This is a genomic window from Mycolicibacterium arseniciresistens, assembly GCF_030519285.1.
Taxonomy (GTDB): Bacteria; Actinomycetota; Actinomycetes; order Mycobacteriales; family Mycobacteriaceae; genus Mycobacterium; species Mycobacterium arseniciresistens.
This window is the reverse complement of sequence record NZ_JAUMSQ010000453.1, coordinates 1-2,507: the sequence shown is the minus strand read 5'-3', so window position 1 is coordinate 2,507 and position 2,507 is coordinate 1. Positions and strand designations below refer to the sequence as shown.

Annotated in this window: 3 protein-coding genes; 2 read left to right on the top strand and 1 reads right to left on the bottom strand. The window is 70.4% G+C overall.

Going from position 1 to position 2,507, the window contains the following annotated elements; all coding sequences use genetic code 11:
- On the bottom strand, positions 1 to 1,231 hold a 1,231-nt coding region (locus tag Q2100_RS30315; protein ID WP_302916995.1), incomplete at its 3' end, for a DEDD exonuclease domain-containing protein.
- Between the two features lie 115 nt (positions 1,232 to 1,346).
- Between Q2100_RS30315 and Q2100_RS30310 the strand changes: the two genes are divergently transcribed.
- Positions 1,347 to 1,616, top strand: a complete 270-nt coding sequence (locus Q2100_RS30310) for a hypothetical protein (protein WP_264016026.1) — start codon at positions 1,347 to 1,349, stop codon at positions 1,614 to 1,616.
- A 152-nt stretch (positions 1,617 to 1,768) separates the two neighbouring features.
- Positions 1,769 to 2,507: endopeptidase (locus tag Q2100_RS30305; protein ID WP_407667730.1), on the top strand; the 739-nt coding region annotated here is incomplete at its 3' end.

Genomic DNA, 2,507 nt, shown 5'->3' with positions numbered 1-2,507 from the left:
GGGTGTTGTCGCGCCCGGCGATCAGGTCGGCGGCGCGACGGGGGGTGGCGGCATAGTCGGCCGCGGACAGCTCGCGCGGCGCCGGGCAGGGGGAGAGTTCGCGCTCCGGGCACGACGGACCGTGCAGCGCGGAGCGCGCCAGCCGGGCGGTGCAGGTGCGTACGCCGGTGAACCGCGACAGCAGATCCGCGGTCTCGACGGCGTCGGCGCGGGACCGGAAAGGCCCGACGGCGCAATCGGTTCGGGGCGAGCGCACCACGGAGAACCGCGGGAAGGCCTCGTCGGTGAGCACCAGCCACCACCACCGGTGCGGGAACTTCGACCGGCGGTTGTAGGGCGGTGCGTGCGCGGCGAGCAACCGCAGTTCTCGGACCCCGGCCTCCAGGTCGTGGGCGCACTCGACGTGGTCGACGGCGGTGGCCAGCGACGCCATCTCCTTCATCCGGGTGCGCGGATCGGCTCCGTTGAAGTACTGACCGACACGGCGGCGCAGGTCGACCGCGGTGCCCACGTAGAGCACCTCGCCGCCCGGTCCGCGGAACAGATAGACCCCCGGCCGGTGCGGCAGCGGATCGGCCAGCGCCCGGTTGCGCCGCTGCGCCGGCGTGACGTCGGGCAGGTACGCCTTCAGCTCCGCGTAGGTGTGGATGCCCTGGTTGCCGACGCGTTCCATCAGTGCGTGCAGGACGTCGACGGTGGCGCGCGCGTCGTCGAGCGCGCGGTGGGTGGGGGTGGTGGCGGCGCCGAACAGCCGGGCCAGCGCGGACAGCTTGACGCTCGGGGCCTCGTCGCGCGTGAGCACCCGGCGCGCCAGTTTCACGGTGCACAGCACCGGCGGCCGCGGCCAGGCGAGGCCGCAGCGTTCGGCGGCCGCCCGCAGGAAACCGATGTCGAAGCCGGCGTTGTGGGCGACGAGCACGGCCCCGCGGGCGAATTCGAGGAAGGCGGGCAGCACCGACTCGATGCGCGGCGCCGCGTAGACCATCGCGGAGGTGATGCCGGTCAGCGCGACGATCTGGGGCGGGATCGCACGGCCGGGGTCGACCAGGGTGGCGAGTTCACCGAGCACGACCCCGCCGCGCACCTTAACCGCGCCGATCTCGGTGATCATGTCGCAGTTGTCGCCGGCGGCGCGGCCGCCGGTGGTCTCCAGGTCGACCACCACGAACGTGGTCTCCCGCAGCGACAGGTCAGCCTGCGGATCGACGTCGGCGAAGCTGAGCTGCCCCATGGGCGTCAAGGTAGGCAATCGCACCGACAGCGGGCGGTTGCCACGCGCAGCGCGGCGAACTTGTCGGGGGGCGCCGATACCGTGCCGACAACACCCCGAAAGAGGAGGGCCCACGATGGGACAACCCCTGGTTCCCGACGGCACCCCGTCCAACCGGCTCGAGTCCGCCCGAACCGACGCGGACGGCACCGTGGTGATCGACTGCGACGACTGCGCGGTGCGCGGCCCTGGCTGTCAGGACTGTGTCGTGAGTGTGCTGCTCGGGGTGCCGGAGACGTTGCTGATGGACGAGCGCCGCGCCCTGGAAGTGCTGGCCGACGCGGGACTGGCGCCGCGGCTGCGCCTGGTTCCGATTCACCGGCAAAGAGATTCGGGCGTTGCCTGACGACACGCATCACCACCGGCCTGGAAAAAATTCCCCTGACAGCTGTTAAATTTGCGTCTCCTGTTGGACAAGCCCGATGCCGTTTCGTAACCTATCTGAGACCTGAGAGCAGTTCGAGGCGGCTCGTTACGCCAGTTTAAGGACGCAAAATCTTGAGGCTCGCTCGCGCGCACTGGAGAAATCGTGCTGTCACCCGACTTCTTGCAGGTGCAACGATCGGTGTGACGATGTTCGCCGCCGCGCTGACCTCGAGTGTGCAGGCCGACCCGGCCGCCGATGCGCTGGCAAAGCTCACCGAGCTGTCCCGGCAGGCCGAGCAGACCACCGAGGCGATGCACGCCGCGCAGCTTGATCTCAACGACAAGCTGGCAGCGCAGCAGACAGCCGAGGCGAAGCACACCGCCGACGTTGCCGCCGCGGACGCCGCCGAGAACCAGCTGGCTACCTTTCAGGGTGCCGTCAACCACGTTGCTGCAGCGCAGTACATGGGTGGCCGCACCGACGGTATGAGCGCCATCCTCACGGCGAACTCCCCACAGCAGTTCATCGACCAGCTCTCGGTGCAGCGGGTTGTCGCCACCGAGATGTCGGCGCAAATGCGGAACTTCAAGACCATCAGCGAGCAGGCCGCCACCGCCCAGCTGGCGTCGGCGGAATCGGCAGCGGCCGCCAAGACCGCCGCCGAACAGGCCGCCGCGGTACGCGCTGACCTGCAGAACAAGCAAAGTCAGCTGCAGGTCCAGATCGCGATCGTCAAATCCCAGTACGAGGCGCTGACGCCGGGTCAGCGGGAAGCGCTCGCCGCCGCCCCGCCCGCGCCCGTCCCGCCGCCGCCCGCGGCGCTGCCGCCGAACGACCCCGCCGTGGTGGCCGCTCCTCCCGGCGCCATCC

Bases quoted from the DNA above. Each gene is read 5' to 3' on its own strand.
- Q2100_RS30310 (WP_264016026.1), top strand. From the start codon at position 1,347: ATGGGACAACCCCTGGTTCCCGACGGCACCCCGTCCAACCGGCTCGAG.